15 protein-coding genes are annotated in these 17,312 nt (G+C 69.3%); 8 read left to right on the plus strand and 7 right to left on the minus strand.

Translation table 11 applies throughout. The annotated features are described in order from the left end of the window. Nucleotides 1-57 precede the first annotated feature (57 nt). Both B4U46_RS28005 and B4U46_RS28010 read right to left on the minus strand, forming a co-directional pair. Nucleotides 58-957, minus strand: a complete 900-nt coding sequence (locus B4U46_RS28005; RefSeq protein WP_079430413.1) for a hypothetical protein — start codon at nt 955-957, stop codon at nt 58-60. 369 nt (nt 958-1,326) lie between these two features. Then, the gene (locus tag B4U46_RS28010) at nt 1,327-2,463 is read right to left on the minus strand and encodes a magnesium and cobalt transport protein CorA (protein WP_079430414.1); all 1,137 of its coding nucleotides are present in this window, start codon (nt 2,461-2,463) and stop codon (nt 1,327-1,329) included. Between the two features lie 74 nt (nt 2,464-2,537). On the opposite strand from B4U46_RS28010, the gene B4U46_RS28015 reads away from it, so the two are divergent. After that, the gene (locus B4U46_RS28015) at nt 2,538-3,638 is read left to right on the plus strand and encodes a winged helix DNA-binding domain-containing protein (RefSeq protein WP_079430415.1); all 1,101 of its coding nucleotides are present in this window, start codon (nt 2,538-2,540) and stop codon (nt 3,636-3,638) included. A gap of 51 nt (nt 3,639-3,689) precedes the next feature. Then, the gene (locus B4U46_RS28020; protein WP_079432028.1) at nt 3,690-5,372 is read left to right on the plus strand and encodes an AMP-binding protein; all 1,683 of its coding nucleotides are present in this window, start codon (nt 3,690-3,692) and stop codon (nt 5,370-5,372) included. Nucleotides 5,373-5,454: 82 nt separating this feature from the next. Here the strand turns inward: B4U46_RS28020 and B4U46_RS28025 are convergent, their stop codons facing one another. Beyond that, the gene (locus B4U46_RS28025; RefSeq protein ID WP_079430416.1) at nt 5,455-5,943 is read right to left on the minus strand and encodes a glutathione peroxidase; all 489 of its coding nucleotides are present in this window, start codon (nt 5,941-5,943) and stop codon (nt 5,455-5,457) included. Nucleotides 5,944-6,043: 100 nt separating this feature from the next. Continuing rightward, complete coding sequence (locus tag B4U46_RS28030) at nt 6,044-6,892, minus strand: hypothetical protein (protein ID WP_079430417.1); 849 nt, start codon at nt 6,890-6,892, stop codon at nt 6,044-6,046. 268 nt (nt 6,893-7,160) lie between these two features. Here B4U46_RS28030 and gcl point away from each other — a divergent pair, with 268 nt between their 5' ends. Continuing rightward, on the plus strand, nt 7,161-8,948 hold the full coding sequence (gene gcl / locus B4U46_RS28035) for a glyoxylate carboligase (RefSeq protein ID WP_079430418.1): 1,788 nt from the start codon (nt 7,161-7,163) through the stop codon (nt 8,946-8,948). A 2,002-nt stretch (nt 8,949-10,950) separates the two neighbouring features. On the opposite strand, the gene B4U46_RS28040 is transcribed toward gcl, so the two are convergent. The 3 genes from B4U46_RS28040 to B4U46_RS28050 form a co-directional block, all read right to left on the minus strand. Further along, nucleotides 10,951-12,408, minus strand: a complete 1,458-nt coding sequence (locus B4U46_RS28040) for a catalase (RefSeq protein WP_079430419.1) — start codon at nt 12,406-12,408, stop codon at nt 10,951-10,953. A gap of 232 nt (nt 12,409-12,640) precedes the next feature. Then, on the minus strand, nt 12,641-13,540 hold the full coding sequence (locus B4U46_RS28045; RefSeq protein ID WP_079430420.1) for a 2-hydroxy-3-oxopropionate reductase: 900 nt from the start codon (nt 13,538-13,540) through the stop codon (nt 12,641-12,643). 75 nt (nt 13,541-13,615) lie between these two features. Continuing rightward, entirely contained in the window at nt 13,616-14,449 is an 834-nt protein-coding gene (locus B4U46_RS28050; RefSeq protein ID WP_079430421.1) for a TIM barrel protein, read from the minus strand. Nucleotides 14,450-14,574: 125 nt separating this feature from the next. Here B4U46_RS28050 and B4U46_RS28055 point away from each other — a divergent pair, with 125 nt between their 5' ends. The 5 genes from B4U46_RS28055 to pucL all read left to right on the plus strand — a co-directional run bounded on the left by B4U46_RS28055 (nt 14,575) and on the right by pucL (nt 17,220). After that, nucleotides 14,575-14,826: a hypothetical protein gene (locus B4U46_RS28055; RefSeq protein ID WP_079430422.1), complete on the plus strand. Its 252-nt coding sequence runs from the start codon at nt 14,575-14,577 to the stop codon at nt 14,824-14,826. After that, nucleotides 14,823-15,233 (plus strand): helix-turn-helix domain-containing protein, encoded by a 411-nt coding sequence (locus B4U46_RS28060; protein WP_079430423.1) that lies wholly within the window; start codon nt 14,823-14,825, stop codon nt 15,231-15,233. Before B4U46_RS28055 ends, B4U46_RS28060 begins: the two co-directional genes overlap by 4 nt. Before the next feature lie 154 nt (nt 15,234-15,387). Further along, nucleotides 15,388-15,903 (plus strand): 2-oxo-4-hydroxy-4-carboxy-5-ureidoimidazoline decarboxylase, encoded by a 516-nt coding sequence (gene uraD, locus B4U46_RS28065; RefSeq protein ID WP_079430424.1) that lies wholly within the window; start codon nt 15,388-15,390, stop codon nt 15,901-15,903. 2 nt (nt 15,904-15,905) lie between these two features. Next, the gene (uraH, locus tag B4U46_RS28070) at nt 15,906-16,295 is read left to right on the plus strand and encodes a hydroxyisourate hydrolase (RefSeq protein ID WP_079430425.1); all 390 of its coding nucleotides are present in this window, start codon (nt 15,906-15,908) and stop codon (nt 16,293-16,295) included. 1 nt (nt 16,296) lies between these two features. Then, nucleotides 16,297-17,220 (plus strand): factor-independent urate hydroxylase, encoded by a 924-nt coding sequence (gene pucL / locus B4U46_RS28075; RefSeq protein ID WP_045947381.1) that lies wholly within the window; start codon nt 16,297-16,299, stop codon nt 17,218-17,220. Nucleotides 17,221-17,312 lie beyond the last annotated feature (92 nt).

Genomic DNA, 17,312 nt, shown 5'->3' on the forward strand with positions numbered 1-17,312 from the left:
ACTCAGCGCATGGGCTCTCTAACGCTGGCGGACGTCTCGCACAGTGTTGGAGATGGCTCAGAACAGTGGAATGCCAAGGCTCGCTGAAACCAACTGGGCAACTCCTGTCCAGCCAAGGGCGGGCAGATTGGTCCTGGCGCTCTGCAGCACCCTCTCCGTGAGCTGTCGAACCCGCCCGGGCTCTGGTGCGCCCATGGCGAGTTCTGCTGCCAGAGCCTCCGCATCGGCGACGACTACGGCGCGGACCTCCTCCGACATTTCTGCGGACTGCGCGGCGGCCAGAACCTCGCGCGCGAACAGCGCGAGCTGCTGGGGGTCGTAGCCGAAGACGTTGTTCTGGGTGTTGTCTTGGCCCATCTGGGGCGCGCCCCCGTTGACGGTGATGTTCCACTCGTTGTGGATACCGGGTCGTTGCTGCTCGTTCAAGAACTTCCTCACAGAGATGGGATCTTTGAACCCGCACTCGATGCCGAGAGCGGTCAGGGTGAAGGCTCGAATGGTTTGAGGTGTCTGGTCGACCGTCAGGATCTTGTTCGCCTCGAGGTACTCGACAGCCCGGAAGACCTCAGCAACCTCCAGGATTTCGTCCAGTACGGCCATGTGCTTGGAGAGCAGGAAGTCGATCGCCTCCACGCGACCCGATGGGTAGTTGTCCATGCCGGCTGCGACAAGCCCGTTGAGGGCACGGTCGAACCTCATGCGGGGGTTGTCTCGTTCTGCAATGAGCCGGTCGGCCACGGCCAGCCCACGGGCGGTGAGGGAGCAGGCCGTTCCGGAGGCATAAAGCTCGGTGTTGTGCACCATGCCGACGGCTTTGAGGTAGTCGATGAGGGTGACCAGGCGAGCATCGCCGACGGGATGCCAGAAAGGTTCCGCGTCCACCAGGGCTTGGGTGTCGCCGCCGGACTCCGCGCGCAGCCAGACCAAGAGCAGGTCCGTCTCTATCTCGATCGTCACAGAAGGATGCTAGGCGGTCCGTTCCGTGTCTTGCAGTTAGAGCCCGTACCGTCCGCCGCCGTGGGGTCTCTCCAGATCCGGAGGGCTGAGGAGCGTCACAGACGGCCAAGGTCCCGATTGGCTGGATGTCCCTGGGTGCCTCGATAACTCGGCGGGTGCGGCGCCCGGCGGCATGGAACATTCAGCGGCCCAGACAGCGAAGCGGCGTGAGCTGCTGGCCAGAACGCACCGCGTAGAACGTCAGATGAGGGCGCGATGGCCCCGGCTTCGCGGAGTTGCGCATTCTCCCCAGATTCTCCCCACGGGGCCTCTGAGGGCGTGATCCATGGTTCGCTTGCGCTAAGTCGATCAAGCTCGTGCGGTGGATCGCTACAGCCAGTCGCGCCTCTTGAAGATGACGTACAGGCTGACGCAGACCACTGCCATCAGGAGGATCGCGAAGGGGTAGCCGCCGGCCCACTTCAACTCCGGCATGTCTTCGAAGTTCATGCCGTAGATGGTTCCCACGAGTGTGGGTGCAAACAGGATGGCGGCCCACGAGGAGATCTTCTTGATCTCCTCGTTCTGTTCGAAGCCCGCTTCCGCCAAGGCGCGCATTTCGGCGTTCTGTTGTTGGGAGACCCGGGTGGCGTTGACCGTGAGGATTTCCGTCAGGGCCTGGCGGAAGCCGTCCACGCGTTCGCTGGTGTGGGTGACGTGGTCCGCGACGTCGCGGAGGTAGCGCTGGAGTTCCTCGTCCGTGCCGTACTTGGCGAAGCCCGCCATCAGGGCGTGGAGCATGCCGACCAGGGGGCGGGTGGCGCGTTGGAACTCGACCATTTCCCGGGAGAGTTCGTAGATGCGGCGGGAGACTTCGGGGTCGCCGCGGAAGACCTCCGTCTCGATCTCGTCCATGTCGTTCTGGACGCCCGCCACGACCGGGGCGTAGCCGTCCACCACCGCGTCGAGGATGGCGTACAGGGCGGCTTCCGGGCCCAGGGAGAGGAGTTCCGGGGATTCCTCCATGCGCCGGCGGACCGTGGAGAGGTCGGGGGCGGCGCCGTGGCGGACCGTGATCAGGAAGTCGGGTCCGACGAAGACGTGGAGTTCGCCGAAGTCGACCTCCTCCTGGGCGTCCAGGTAGCGGGCCGCGCGCAGGACCACGAAGAGGGTGTCGCCGTAGCGTTCCAGCTTGGGGCGCTGGTGGGCCTCCAGGGCGTCTTCGATCGAGAGCGGGTGGAGGTTGAACTCGGCGGCCAGGGAGTGGAGTTCGGGTTCCGTCGGGCGGTGCAGGCCGATCCAGGCCATGCCGTCGGGTTCTTCGCGGAGCCGGCGGAAGGTCTCGGCGAGGGTGGTGGGGGAGGCGACGCGGCGGCCCTCGCGGTAGACGGCCGAGTCGATCACGCTGCGGTGGTCCGGGGGGAGGGGGGCCGGGGGCGGCGACGGGGATGCGGGGGTGTGGCCGGGCGGCCGGAGCCAGGGCGTGCGCTTCGCTGGGTTGGGGCGGTGGTCTGGGCGCTCCGGCATCACAGCTCCGGGAGGGGTGGGACGGACGGACGTTGCGGACAGGGGGTGTCCGCAAGGGGGGTTAGGTTGCGGGTATGGCCTCCGTTACGAGTTCCGTACTCGGCACCCGCGCTCTGAACCGTGCCACGCTCGCCCGCCAGCTGCTGCTGAGCCGCGCCGAGATGCCGGCGCGTGATGCCGTCGCGCACCTGGTCGGGCTGCAGGCGCAGAACGTCAAGCCGCCCTACTTCCAGTTGCACGCCCGCCTCGCCGGGTTCCGGCCCGAGGAGCTGGGGCGGCTGATGGAGGAGCGGGAGGTGGTGCGGATGGTGACCATGCGGTCCACCATTCACACCCATACCGTGGATGACGCCCGGATCCTGAGACCCCTGGTGCAGGGGTCCCGGGACCGGGAGGTGCAGTACTTCCGGAAGGGGCTGGCCGGAGTCGACCTGAAGGTGCTCGCCGAGCGGGCCCGGGGGTTCGTCGAGGAGGAGCCGCGGACCATGGCCGAGATCCGCGAGGAGCTGCTGCGCGCGTGGCCCGGGGCCGATCCGCAGTCGCTGTCCGTGGCCGCCCGGTGCCTGCTGCCGCTCGTGCAGGTCACCCCGCGCGGGGTGTGGGGCCGTAGCGGGCAGGTGCGGTTGACGACCCTCGAGGCGTGGGCGGGCGGCGCGAGCGGCGCCGGGGAAGGGTCCGGCATCGGGGAGGTCGTGCTGCGGTACCTCGGGGCCTTCGGGCCCGCCTCCGTGAAGGACATGCAGACCTGGGCCGGGATCACCCGGCTCCGCGAGGCCTTCGAGCGGCTGCGGCCGCGCCTGGTCACCTTCCGTGACGAGAACGAGACCGAGCTGTTCGACCTGCCCGACGCGCCCCGCCCCGACGCCGACACCCCGGCGCCGCCCCGCTTCCTGCCCGAGTTCGACAACCTGCTGCTCTCCCACGCCGACCGGACCCGCGTCGTCCCTCCCGAGTTCAAGGGACTGAACGCGAGCGGGAACCAGAGCCGGTGCGTCGTGCTGGTCGACGGGTTTCTCGCAGGCGTGTGGGCGCGTACGGAGGCGGTCGTCACCGTCGAGCTGTTCCGGGAAGTGGCCGGGGGTGTGAAGGAGCAGATCGCGGCCGAGGGGGAGGCGATGCTCGCCGGGATGGGCCACGGGCCCGGGACGGTGCGGTTCGGGTCAATCCGAGGCTGACGCCGCCCTGGTGGAGGGCCCGTCCGGCGCGGCACGATGCCTCCCATGACCATGACGGAGAACAGCGCCACCGACAGCTTCCTGGCCGCACGGGACTTCCTGCTCGCCCACCGCGGGCAGTACGAGGCCGCCCGCGCTGGATTCACCTGGCCCCGCCCCGAGCGCTTCAACTGGGCGTTCGACTGGTTCGACCGCCTCGCCGAGGGCAACGGGGCCGACGCGCTGCGGATCGTGGAGGAGGACGGGACCACCGAAACCGTCACCTTCGACGAGATGCGGCTGCGGTCCGGATCCGCCGCGACCTGGCTGCGCGGGCAGGGTGTCGCGGCCGGTGACCGGATCCTGGTCATGCTCGGCAACCAGCGCGAGCTGTGGGAGGTGATGCTCGGCGCGATGAAGCTGCGCGCCGTGGTCATCCCCGCCACCCCGCTCCTCGGCCCCGCCGACCTGCGCGACCGGATCGAGCGCGGCCGTGTGCGCCACGTGATCGCGCGCGTGGCGGACACCCCGAAGTTCGACGAGGTGCCGGGCGACTACACGCGGATCGCCGCCGGTGACGGCGTCCCGGCCGGCTGGCTGCGGCTCGCGGACATGGACGGGGCCGACAGCGGCTTCCGCCCCGACGGCACTACCCTCGCCTCCGACCCGCTGATGCTCTATTTCACCTCGGGCACCACAGCCCGCCCCAAGCTCGTCGAGCACACCCACGCCTCGTACCCCGTCGGGCACCTCTCCACCATGTACTGGCTCGGTCTGCGCCCCGGCGACGTACACCTCAACATCGCCTCGCCCGGCTGGGCCAAGCACGCCTGGTCCAACCTCTTCGCCCCCTGGAACGCCGGCGCCACCGTCTTCGTCCACAACTACACCCGCTTCGACCCGCAGCGGCTGATGGCCGAGATGGACCGCGCCGGGGTCACCACCTTCTGCGCCCCGCCCACCGTCTGGCGGATGCTGATCCAGTCCGACCTGACCGCCCTCCAGCGCCCCCCGCGCGAGGCCGTCGCCGCCGGTGAACCCCTGAACCCGGAGGTCATCGAACGGGTCAAGGAGGCCTGGGGCATCACCATCCGCGACGGGTTCGGCCAGACCGAGACCACCCTCCAGGTGGGCAACTTCCCCGGCGTCCCCGTCAAGCCCGGCTCGATGGGCCGCCCCGCGCCCGGGTACGAGATCGTCCTGCTGGACCCCGTCACCGGCAAGGAGTCCCCCGACGAGGGGGAGCTGTGCGTGGACCTGCGCACCCGCCCCGCCGGGGTGATGACCGGCTACCGCGACGACCCCGAGCGGACCGCCGAGGCCATGGCGGACGGGCTGTACCGCACCGGGGACATCGCCTCCCGCGACGCCGACGGCTACCTCACCTACGTGGGCCGGGCCGACGACGTCTTCAAGGCCTCCGACTACAAGATCAGCCCCTTCGAGCTGGAGAGCGCCCTGCTCGAGCACGAGGCGGTCGCCGAGGCGGCCGTCGTCCCGGCCCCGGACGCGCTGCGGCTCGCCGTCCCGAAGGCGTACATCACCCTCGCCGCCGGCTGGGAGGCCGGGGAGGAGACCGCGCGGCTGCTGTTCGAGCACTCCCGGGCGGTGCTCTCCCCGTACAAGCGGATCCGGCGCATCGAGTTCGCCGAGCTCCCCAAGACCGTGTCCGGGAAGATCCGCCGGGTGGAGCTGCGGGACCTCACGGCCGCCGGTTCCGCCCAGGAGTACGACGAGGCCGATCTGGCGGGGTGAGGTCCCTCGGGCGCCCGGACGGAAACGGGCGTCCGTCCCGTCCGGGCACCCGCCCCGTCCGGGGCGCCCGGACGGAAACGGGTCAGGCCGGCAGCTGCGCCTCGATCGCGGCGATGACCTCCGGGGCCTCCGGCTCGGTGCGGGGGCGGAAGCGCGCCACGACCTCGCCGGCCGGGGAGATCAGGAACTTCTCGAAGTTCCACTGGATGTCCCCGGCCTCACCGTCGGCGTCCGCGGTCTTCACCAGCTCCTGGTACAGCGGGTGCCGGTTCTCGCCGTTCACCTCGGTCTTCTCCAGCATCGGGAAGGTCACCCCGAAGCCGGCCGCGCAGAAGGTCTGGATGTCCTCCGCGGTGCCCGGCTCCTGGCCGCCGAACTGGTTGCAGGGCACACCGATGACGGTGAACCCCTTCTCCTCGTACTTGAACTGCAGGCGGGCCAGACCGGAGTACTGGGGGGTGAGCCCGCACTGCGAGGCGGTGTTCACCAGCAGGACGGCCTTGCCGCGGTGGGCCGCCAGGCTGGTGGGCTCGTCGTCCAGGGTGGTCAGCGGGATGTCGTACAGGCTCATCGGGCTCTCCTCGGCTCGGCATGGATGCAGGCCGGCGGGCAGGCAGGCCGGCGGCAGGCAGGCAACATGATCGAACAACACGTGCGAACAGCCTCCGAGCCTAGGCCCCCCGCCCGACGAGTGCGTCCGCCGGGTCGTTGACCGGCTGCGGCATGCCCGTGAGGTCCATGACGAACAGCGGTATCCCCAGGTCGTCCGCGCGCCCGCGGGCCTCCTCCGTATAGCCCGCCAGGGCGAAGTACACGCTGGTCGCCGACGCCGTCAGACCGTTCAGCCACACGCACTCCACCGCCCGCAGCCCGGCCGGAGCCGTCGTCGGGTCCACCTGGGCCACCACCCCGGGCGCCCGCAGGTCCACCGCCGCGGAGGGGATCGGCACCCCGTCGGGCTGGCGGACGTCCCGGAACCCGAGCCAGCGCAGGTAGAGCGCGGCCGTCGCCACCGCGTCCCGGGCGGTACGGATGGTCACGGGCCGGAACGGCGGCCGCGAGGCGGGACCCCGGGGCGCGGCCGCCGCGCCCTGGCCGGGGGAGCGGGAGGCGGGCCCGGCCGCCCGTCCGGGTGGCCTCTCGTCCGGCCGTACGCCGCTCCCCGCACTGCCCGCGTCCGGCGCGCCGGGCTCCGCCCCGGCCGCGGCCCCCGCGCCCGCCGCCCCCGCCGGGGGCCTCGCGGGTTCCGCGGGTTCGGGCGGCCGTACGGGCACCAGCACCACCGTCCCGCACGACCCGCAGCCGACCTCCGGGTGCGGCCACTCGCTCTCCCGCCCGCAGGCCCCGCACCGCACCGCCACCCAGCCGCCCTGCCAGGTGCGGTGGGTCAGCGGCACGGGCGTCGCCGCCAGGTCCAGCGGCGGGGTGACCGGACTCCCGCAGGCGCACGGGAAGACCGGGGAGATGTAACCGTTCTCGCGCTGGCACGCCGGGCAGCGCACCGGTACCGCTTCCGCCATGAGCCTTGGACCCTCTCCGTCGCTGTGCGTGGGTCCATGCTCCACCACCGGCTACCGCCGGGGCGAGCGAGCCCGCCGAATCCCGCCGTTTCACCCCGTGGGCCCGGGCATTTGTGCAACTCACCGAAAGAGATGCGGCTTTTGGTGGGTTCCGAGGTGCCCCGGCGCCTTGACGTGCGGGAAGCCGACGCTTAGCTTGTTTCGTATAGCAGAACATAAATTCCGGATGCCGGAAAAAGTCTGACCGCCAGACCCGCAGGAGAACCTGATGCCTCGTATGACAGCCGCCGCTGCCGCCGTTGAGATCCTCAAGCTCGAGGGTGTCGAGCAGGCGTTCGGCGTGCCCGGTGCCGCGATCAACCCGTTCTACCGCGAGCTCAAGAACGTGGGCGGAATCGCGCACACGCTGGCCCGTCACGTCGAGGGCGCCTCGCACATGGCCGAGGGCTACACCCGTGCCAAGGCGGGCAACATCGGCGTCTGCATCGGTACCTCGGGCCCGGCCGGCACCGACATGATCACCGGCCTGTACTCCGCGATCGCGGACTCCATCCCGATCCTGTGCATCACCGGCCAGGCCCCGGTCTCGAAGCTCCACAAGGAGGACTTCCAGGCCGTCGACATCGCCTCGATCGCCAAGCCCGTCACCAAGGCCGCCACCACGGTCCTGGAGGCCGCGCAGGTCCCCGGCGTCTTCCAGCAGGCCTTCCACCTGATGCGCTCCGGCCGTCCCGGCCCGGTCCTCATCGACCTGCCGATCGACGTCCAGCTGACCGAGATCGAGTTCGACCCCGAGACCTACACCCCGCTGCCGGTCTACAAGCCGCAGGCCAGCCGCGCCCAGGCCGAGAAGGCCCTGAGCTTCCTGCTCGAGGCCGAGCGTCCGCTGATCGTCGCCGGTGGCGGCATCATCAACGCCGACGCCTCCGACCTGCTGGTCGAGTTCGCCGAGCTGACGAACATCCCGGTCATCTCCACCCTGATGGGCTGGGGCACCATCCCGGACGACCACGAGCTGGCCGCCGGCATGGTCGGCGTGCAGACCGCGCACCGCTACGGCAACGCGACCTTCCTGGAGTCGGACACCGTCATCGGCATCGGCAACCGCTGGGCCAACCGTCACACCGGCTACAACCTGGAGGCCTACACCAAGGGCCGCAAGTTCGTCCACGTCGACATCGAGCCCACCCAGCTGGGCAAGATCTTCGCCCCGGACTTCGGCATCGCCTCCGACGCCAAGGTCGCCCTCGAGCTCTTCATCGAGGTCGCCAAGGAGCTCAAGGCCGAGGGCAAGCTGCCGGACTTCTCCGCCTGGGCGGCCTCCGCGCAGGAGCGCAAGGCCACCCTGCAGCGCCGCACGCACTTCGACAACATCCCCCTGAAGCCGCAGCGCGTCTACGAGGAGATGAACAAGGCGTTCGGCCCGGAGACCCGCTACGTCACCACCATCGGCCTCTCCCAGATCGCGGCCGCGCAGTTCCTGCACGTCTACAAGCCGCGCCACTGGGTCAACTGCGGCCAGGCCGGCCCGCTCGGCTGGACCATCCCGGCCGCCATCGGCGCCGCCACCGCGCAGCCCGAGACCCCGGTCGTCGCCCTCTCCGGCGACTACGACTTCCAGTTCATGATCGAGGAGCTGGCGGTCGCCGCCCAGCACAAGGTCCCCTACGTCCACGTCCTCGTGAACAACGCCTACCTGGGCCTGATCCGCCAGGCGCAGGGCGGCCTCGGCATCAACTTCGAGGTCAACCTCGAGTTCGAGAACATCAACACCCCGGAGATCGGCGTCTACGGCGTCGACCACGTCAAGGTCGCCGAGGGCCTGGGCGTCAAGGCCATCCGCGTCACCGACCCGGACAAGCTGGGCGAGGCCTTCGAGGAGGCCAAGAAGCTGGCGCAGGAGTTCCAGGTCCCGGTCGTCGTCGAGGCCATCCTGGAGCGCGTCACCAACATCGCGATGAGCAAGACGGTCGACATGAGCGACGTCACCGAGTTCGAGGAGCTCGCGACCGAGCCGGGCCACGCCCCGACCGCGATCAAGCCCCTCCAGGTCTGATCGCCCTCGCACGCACGCAGCGGCCCCCGCTCCTCCTCCGGGAGGGCCGGGGGCCGCTTCGGCGTTGTGCGGGGTCGTGCGGGGCCGCCATCGCCCCCTCGAGGGGCCGGGGGCTGGGCGGTGGCCGCCCACCCGCCTCCCCGGGTGCGGGTGGGTGGGCCGGGGGGCGTCCCGCCGGGCGGTGGCTGGCCAGCCGGACGGGGCGGGGGTGGTCGGGGTTTCACTCGGCGGTCTCAGAGAGGGGTTGGGGCTTTCCCGTCAGTCTCATCGTCCTTCCGCGGCGGGCCGCCCTGTCAAGGGCGCTCCTTCGTCGCGTCGCTTCGCGATCGCCTGCGGCGACCCTTGACAGGCCGTCCCGCCGCGAAATGCCGAAGACTGCCGGGAAACCCCCAAGGAACGGGACGGATGTTCATGGGCCATGCGGCGGACTCAGCGACCCTTCGGGGTCGTCGGGGGCCGCCTCGCCAAGCATCCGGGCAGACAGGAGAGTCAAACGGGGCCGCGATTCGCGCCAGATCGCTACGCGCTTCTCTCATCTCAGCGTCTACCAGCCGCCTGGGGCCGCTGCCCGCTGCAAACGACGACGGAATCGTCATCCGGGGCCCGTGGGCGCATCAAATCGCTACGCGCTCCTCTGATTTCGGCGTCCGCGACCCGTCTGGGTCCGCTGCCCGCACCAAAAGCCGACGGAATTGGCATACGAAGCCGCCAGGCGCGCCAGATCGCTACGCGCTTCTCTCATTTCGGCGTCCGGCGGTCGCCTTGGGCTGATACCTGCACCAAATGACGAACAGAGCAGCATCCAGGCTTGCGGGCGCGTCAGATCGCTACGTGCTGCCGAGATCCCGGCGTCCGGCGGCCGTCTGTGGCTGGTGACGGCGCCAAAAGCCGGTCCGCAGAGCATCCCGGCCCAAGACGGCCGGTGGCCGCCGAGATTTGAGGAGCGCGTAGCGATTTGTCGCGCCTGGGGTCTCCTGATGGCCTTCTCATCAGCATTTCGTGCAGGCAGCGACCCCAGGCGGCCGCCGGGCGCCGAAAAGAGGGGAGCGCGTAGCGATTTGATGCGCCCCCCCGGCCCCGGATGACGATTCTGTCGGCTTTTGGTGCGGGCAGCGGCCCCAGACGGGTCGCGGACGCCGAAATCAGAGGAGCGCGTAGCGATCTGTCGCGGATCGCGGCCCCGATTCACCGGCTCGTCGGCCCGGATGCTTGGCGAGGCGGCCCCCGACCACCTCGCCTGGTCGCTGATCCCGCGTATGTCCATCGATGGACCGTGCCGTCCTTTTGGGGGTTTCCCGGCAGTCTTCGTTTTTCCGTGGCGGGACGCCCTGTCAAGGGTCGCCGCAGGCGATCGCGAAGCGACGCGACGAAGGAGCGCCCTTGACAGGGCGGCCCGACGCGGAAGGACGATGAGACTGACGGGAAAGCCCCAACCCATCCCCGAGACCGCTGAGTCAGGTCCCGACCACCCCCACCCCCGTCCCGGTGTCCGGTCACCGCCCAGCGGCACACCGCCCCCAACCCACCCACCCGCACCCCGGGAGGCGGGTGGGCAGCCACCGCCCAGCCCCCGGCCCCTCGAGGGGGCGATGGCCGGCCCGCGCCGCGAGAGCGGCAACGGCAAAGCGCCGAGTCACGGGACCGTCCGTGACTCGGCGCTCTGGTTGTTACCGCCCGACGGAGCGAGGCTGGCGCGACAGGACGTTCGCACCGCCGGGCGGAGACTGGGGGAGGAGTTGTTCTCCTCTATATAGGGGACTCTGTGCGTGGCCCCTATATAGAGGAGTGGCTGGGACCGTGGCGGGCGGGCGACGAGAACTCCGGCGTCGTCTCCCTCAGGTCAAGAGACGGGCCTCGGAACCCATTACCACCGCACTGGCTCGCACGCTCGCCACGGTCCTCGTCCTGCCCTCACCACGTACCACCCCTCATCCGGGTCCGCGGCGCGGGCTCAGCACCCGGGGCCTGACCTCCCGTCAGGCCCCCGGTACATCTGTGGGGCTCAGGCGTCGCGCAGGGCGCGCACGGCCTCCTCGACGCGCTTGCCGTAGTCGGCGTCCGCAGCGTGGAAGTGAGCCAGGTTCTTCTCGATGACGTCCTCAAGGGTGACCTGCGACAGGCCGCCGGCGATGTTCGCCACCAGACGCTGCTTCTCGGCCTCCGACATCAGGCGGTAGAGCTCGCCGGCCTGGAAGAAGTCGTCGTCCTTGGTGTGGGCCGGGGCCTCGTGGGTGCCCGTGTAGCCGGAGACGGCCTTCGGGGCGCCCAGGGCGATGCCGGTCTCGGCCGGGCCCTGGTACGAGTTGGGCTCGTAGTTCTTGTCGTGGCGCGAGCCGTTGCGCAGCGCCATGACGCCGTCGCGGCCGTAGTTGTCGGCCTTCGTCGCCTTCGGGGCGTTGACCGGCAGCTGGGTGTGGTTCACACCGAGGCGGTAGCGCTGGGCGTCGGCGTACGCGAACAGGCGGCCCTGGAGCATCTTGTCCGGCGAGGCGGTGATGCCCGGGACGAAGTTGTTCGGGGAGAAGGCGGACTGCTCGACCTCGGCGAAGACGTTGTCCGGGTTGCGGTCGAGGACCAGGCGGCCCACGCGCTGCAGCGGGTAGTCGGCGTGCGGCCACACCTTGGTGAGGTCGAACGGGTTGAAGCGGTAGTCCGCGGCCTCGGCGGCCGGCATGATCTGGACGTAGAGGGTCCAGCTCGGGTTCACGCCGCGCTCGATGGCTTGGAGCAGGTCGGTCTGGTGCGAGTTCGCGTCCTTGCCGACGAGCTCGGCGGCCTGCTCGGCCGACAGGCAGCGGATGCCCTGGTTCGTCTTGAAGTGGTACTTGACGAAGAAGGCCTCGCCCTGGGCGTTGGTCCACTGGTAGGTGTGGGAGCCGTAGCCGTTCATGTGGCGGTAGGACGCCGGGATGCCGCGGTCACCCATCAGCCAGGTGATCTGGTGCGTCGCCTCGGGGGCGTGCGCCCAGAAGTCCCAGACGTTGTCCGGCTCCTGCTTGCCCGTGAAGGGGTCGCGCTTCTGGGAGTGGATGAAGTCGGGGAACTTGATCGGGTCCTTGATGAAGAACACCGGGGTGTTGTTGCCGACGAGGTCGTAGTTGCCGTCCTCGGTGTAGAACTTCAGCGCGAAGCCGCGCGGGTCGCGGACGGCGTCCGCGCCACCGAGGGAGTCGGCCACGGTGGAGAACCGCAGGAAGGTCTCGGTCTTCTTGCCGACCTCGGAGAGGAACTTGGCCGAGGTGTAGGCGGTGACGTCGTCGGTCACCTCGAAGTAGCCGTACGCGGCCGAGCCGCGGGCGTGCACCACACGCTCCGGGATGCGCTCACGGTTGAAGCGGGCGAGCTTCTCGAGGAGCTGCTGGTCCTGGATCAGGAGAGGGCCACCGACGCCGGCGGTGGCGGAGTTCTGGTTGTCGGCGACCGGGGCGCCGGACTCGGTCGTCAGCGTGCGCTTCGACATGGTGACCTTCCGTACGGGTAACTGCTGACGGAAAGCGTCTTCCGTCATGCGGAACAGCCTAATTTCGGCGTGAACGCGACGTCAACAGTTTGTTGAAAGAAAGAATGGGGAGGTAATCCGGACGGTGCCGGCGCTTGGGCGCGACAGGACAGGTGTCAGCACCGGCACCATCCGGAAACTCGGGCCCCCGTGCGGGGGAGTGCGGCCCAGGGGAGCGGGCCGCCGGGGTGGATCAGACCTGGGCGCCGGAGAGGCGCTCGACCGCGCGGAGCAGGGCGGAGTGGTCCAGGCCGCCGTCACCCTGGGCGCGCAGGGAGGCGACGAGCTGGGCGACGACCGCGCCGACGGGCAGGGCGGCACCGACGTTGCGGGCGGCGTCGGTGACGATGCCCATGTCCTTGTGGTGCAGGTCGATCCGGAAACCGGGCTTGAAGTCGCGGTTCAGGAAGTTGTCCTTCTTGCGGGTCAGCACCGTGGAGCCGGCCAGACCGCCGTTGAGGACGTCGAGGGCGGCCTCGAGGTTCACGCCGGACTTCTCGAGGAAGACGACGGCCTCGGCGCACGCCTGGATGTTCACCGCGACGATGAGCTGGTTGGCGGCCTTCACCGTCTGGCCGGAGCCGTGCGGGCCGCACAGGACGATGACCTTGCCGAGGGCCTCGAGGATCGGCAGGGCCGCGTCGAAGTCGGCCTGCTCGCCACCCACCATGATCGACAGGACGGCCTCGATGGCGCCGGCCTCGCCGCCGGACACCGGGGCGTCGATGACGCGGATGCCCTTCTCGGCGGCGTTCTTCGCCAGGTCGATGGAGGTCTGGGGGGTGATCGACGACATGTCGATGATGAGCGCGCCGGACTTGGCGTTCTCCAGGATGCCGGCGGGGCCGTAGTTGATGGCCTCGACCTGCGGGGAGGCGGGGACCATCGTGATGATCACGTCGGCGTCCGCGACGGCCTCGGCGATCGAGCCGGCGGCGGTGCCGCCGGCGGCGGCCAGGCGGTCCAGCTTGTCCTGCTCGAGGGTGAAGCCGGTGACCGAGTAGCCGGCCTTCAGAAGGTTCTCGGACATGGGGGAGCCCATGATTCCGAGTCCGATCCAGGCAATCTTCGGGAGCGCGGCGGGGTTGCTCATGATGAGGGTCCTTCTCTTAATGCATCGTACGAAAAGTGCGTGAGGTGCCTGGCTGATCGCCCGGACTTTGTCCCCTTACCTGGCGGCGCGGGCCTCGGCCGGCAGCCAGTCGAAGGACGCGGCGGCGTCGGCGGCCTTGTACTCCAGGCCGACAAAGCCCTGGTAGCCGGCCTTCTTGAGCTGGTCGAGAAGATCCTCGAGGGGCAGCTCGCCGGTGCCCGGGGCACCGCGTCCGGGCTTGTCCGCGATCTGGACGTGCCCGGTCTTGGCGGCGTACTTTTCGATGACCTCGGAGAGGTCCTCATCGTTCATCGCCAGGTGGTACAGGTCGAGGAGGAACTTGGCGTTGGCGAGGCCGGTGGCCTCGTTCACCTTGTCCACCACCTCGATGCCGGCCGGGGCGCTCACCAGCGGGTAGAGCGGCGACTCGGGCTTGTTGAGGGTCTCGATCAGGAGGATCGCGCCCACGCGGTCCGCGGCCTGCGCCGCGACGACCAGGTTCTTCAGGGCCAGCTCGTCCTGGACGGCCGGGTCCACGCCCTCGACGCGGTTGCCGTAGAGGGCGTTGAGCGCCTTGCAGCCGACCGAGGCGGCGAAGTCCGCCGCGACGTTGATGTTGGCGTTGAAGCGGTCCGACTCCTCCCCGGGGACCGAGACCGCGCCGCGGTCCGGGCCCGGGAGCTGGCCGGCGTAGAAGTTCAGGCCCACCAGCTGGGTGCCGGCGTCCTCAAGAGCCTTCTTGAGGGCGTCCAGCTCCTCCTGAGCGGGGGTGGGGGTCTCGATCCAGGGCCACCACAGCTCGACCGCGGTGAAGCCCGCCGCGGCGGCGGCCGCGGGACGCTCCAGGAGCGGGAGTTCCGTGAAGAGGATCGAAAGGTTCACATCGAAGCGCTGGTCCGAGTATCCCATGAGGGGTGTGCGCTCCTTCCGTATTGCGGAAGTTAGTTTCTGCTTGATGGAAGACTGCAAGCAGGGCGTCCGACTTGTCAAGTGCCGGCTCCCGGAATCTCACGACTGCCGGGTAGCTTGACGGCGTGCGATTGAGAGTGGAGTTCACGACCGAGCCCTTCGACCTCGAAGAGGCCCCCGCCCACGCCGTTGCCGCCCGCGAGGTCATCCAGAAGGCCCGGCTGGACGCGGTCGACGTGGGCCCGTTCGGCAATACGGCCGAGGGCGATTCCGACCGGGTGCTGGGAGCGGTGGCCGCGCTGCTGCGCGACGCGCTGGACGCCGGCGCCACCCGCGTCTCGCTCCAGGTCAATGTGATCGGTGAGGAGGGCGCATGACCGAGCCCCGCGACCACCCGTTCGTCACCGCGGTCAAGCCGCTCGTGGACGCGATGGGCGGCGAGCTCATGGACCCGGCCGGGGCCGAGCCCGACGACGTCGTGCTGACGTGGGAGGGGCAGGAGGTGGTGGCCGTGCGCCTGCCGCAGCTGTCGGACTCCCTGGACCACATCCTGGCCGCGCTGGAACGGCGGCACGGGGTCCCTCTGGCGCAGCTCGACCGGAAGTCCAAGCAGGACGTGGTACGCATACTGGAGGCGCGGGGAGCCTTCTCCGTCCGGCACGGCGTGGAAACGGTGGCGGGCGCCCTGGGTGTCAGCCGTTTCACGGTCTACAACTATTTGAACCGGGACTCCGCCGCTCAGAATCGGCCGAACAAGACAGCGAAGCAGAACAGCCCGGAGTGAGGGACGCTCCACCGACGGTCACGAGCCGCCGCCCAATTCATCCGGGCGGCGGCTTTTGTGTACAGGAAGTTTCAACAAAGTGTTGACGCCGTGTTGTCGAGGGCGTTAGCTATGCGCAGCCCGTCAAAGCAACAACAGGCCACGGAGGCCTACCGTGACTTCGAGCCCGACCCCGGGTCTGACCCGGTTCAACGCCTTGGACGACAGCGCGGCCGCGGCCGAGCTGCACGAGGTGTGCGCCAGCTCGGCGTGGGGGAGCAAGATGCTCGCCCAGCGCCCCTTCGCCACCGCCGAATCCCTGTACGCCGCGAACGAGGCCGCCATGGCGGAGCTCACCGCGGACGACCTGGGCGAGGCGATGGGAGGCCACGCGCCGATCGGCCGGCCGAAGCCGGGAGACCCGACCTCCGCCCGCGAGCAGCGTGGCATGGCCGGTGCCTCGGACGAGCTCAAGAACGAGCTCCTCGAACTGAACCTGGCCTACCAGGACAAGTTCGGCCACGTGTTCCTCATCTGCGCCACCGGTGCCACCGGTGAGTTCATGCGGGACTCGGTCAAGGTCCGGATCGAGAACACGCCGGAGCAGGAGCGGGAGATCGCTCGCGGCGAACTGGTGAAGATCAACCGGATCCGTCTGACCCGGCTCGTCGAGCTCGCAGAAGGAGAGTGAACATGAGCACCGAGACCACCGCGTCGGTGTCCACGCACATTCTGGACACCAGCATCGGCCGTCCCGCCGAGGGCGTCGCCATCTCCCTGTCGGCCCGCGCGGGCCTCGACGGCGAGTGGGCGGCCCTGGGCGGCTCCGCCACCGACGCCGACGGGCGCTGCAAGGACCTGCCGGCCCTGCCGGAGGGCACCACACACGTGCGTCTCGACTTCGAGACCGAGACGTACTTCGAAAAGAAGCAAGCCGAGGCGCAGCAGGACGCCCCCCGCGTAAGGGACAGCGGTGCGTTCTTCCCCGAGGTCACCATCACCTTCGCGGTGAACCCGGGCGAGCACTACCACGTACCGCTGCTGCTCAACCCGTTCGGCTACTCCGTTTACCGAGGGAGCTAGCATGGCCACGATTCTGGGCCAGAACCAGTACGGCAAAGCAGAGAACCGCGTCGTCAAGATCACGCGGGACGGCGACACGCACCACATCAAGGACCTGAACGTCTCGGTCGCCCTCTCCGGCGACATGGACGACGTCCACTACTCCGGCTCGAACGCCAACGTCCTCCCGACGGACACCACCAAGAACACGGTGTACGCGTTCGCCAAGGAGTACGGCATCGAGTCCGCCGAGCAGTTCGGCATCCACCTGGCCCGCTGGTTCGTGAACAGCCAGGAGCCGATCCAGCGCGCGCGCATCCGGATCGAGGAGTACGCCTGGGACCGGATCGCCACCTCGGACGCCAACTCGAAGTTCATCGGCTCCGACGAGGTCAACCACTCCTTCGTCCGCAAGGGCATGGAGACCCGCGTCACCCAGATCACGTACGACGGCCAGAACTGGGAGGTCATCTCCGGCCTCAAGGACCTGATCGTCATGAACTCCACCAACTCGGAGTTCTGGGGCTACGTGAAGGACAAGTACACGACCCTGCAGGAGGCGTACGACCGCATCCTGGCCACCCAGGTGTCGGGCCGCTGGCGCTTCAACTGGTCGGACGACGAGCAGCGGATGCCCAACTGGGAGAAGTCCTACGCCGAGACCAAGAAGCACATGCTCCAGGCCTTCGCGGAGACCTACTCCCTCTCGCTGCAGCAGACCCTGTACCAGATGGGTTCGCGCATCATCAACCACCGTTCGGAGATCGACGAGGTCCGCTTCTCGCTCCCGAACAAGCACCACTTCCTCGTCGACCTGGAGCCCTTCGGCCTCAAGAACGACAACGAGGTGTACTTCGCCGCGGACCGTCCGTACGGTCTGATCGAGGCGACGGTCCTCCGCGACGGCGCCGACGCCCGTATCCCCGTGGACATGACCAACCTCTGAACCACCCTCTGAGCAGTGCACGCGCGTCCCGGGGCTCCGCAGTGGCCCCGGGGCGACACCCCCACAGCTTCCTGAATCGGCACCCGGACGCA

It is taken from the genome of Streptomyces katrae (assembly GCF_002028425.1).
Lineage (GTDB): Bacteria > Actinomycetota > Actinomycetes > Streptomycetales > Streptomycetaceae > Streptomyces > Streptomyces katrae_A.